The organism is Bradyrhizobium sp. 14AA (genome assembly GCF_054185205.1).
Genome location: NZ_JAVAYM010000116.1, coordinates 1 through 493 on the forward strand (window position 1 = coordinate 1; position 493 = coordinate 493).

Consider the following 493-nt stretch of genomic DNA (forward strand, 5'->3'; position numbering starts at 1 on the left):
CGGTGATCGCGATCGTCTATGTGCTGATGCTCGGCTCGATCGGCGGGCTGATGGCGCATGAAAGCTGGACCGCGATCCACGCCAGCCGTACCGGCGCGCCGCCGCGTCCGCGCAAGCGCCGGCACCATCCCCTCGTCGCGGCGCTCCCCCTGCGGACGCGCTTCTACCGGTCGGGGCTGTACATCTCGCCGCTCGCCCCGCTGCTGCTCGGCTTCTTCGTCGGCATCCTGACCATGCTGCTGGGGATCGGCGGCGGCTTCATCCTGGTACCGGCGATGCTCTATCTGCTCGGCATGACCACCCAGGTCGTGGTCGGCACCTCGTTGTTCCAGACGCTGTTCGTCACCGCGATGGCGACGATGGTCCATGCCACCACCACCAAGGCAGTCGATATCGTGCTGGCGGCGCTGCTGCTGCTCGGGTCGGTCGCCGGCGCCCAGGTCGGCGCGCGCTTCGCCGCCAAGGTGAAGCCGGAATATCTCCGCCTTGCGCT

Annotated in this window: 1 protein-coding gene; it reads left to right on the forward strand. The window is 68.6% G+C overall.

Annotated features, from left to right (window positions below):
* Window positions 1-493, forward strand: a 493-nt coding sequence (locus RAD15_RS43580; protein ID WP_458184826.1) for a sulfite exporter TauE/SafE family protein, incomplete at both ends; no start/stop codon positions are given.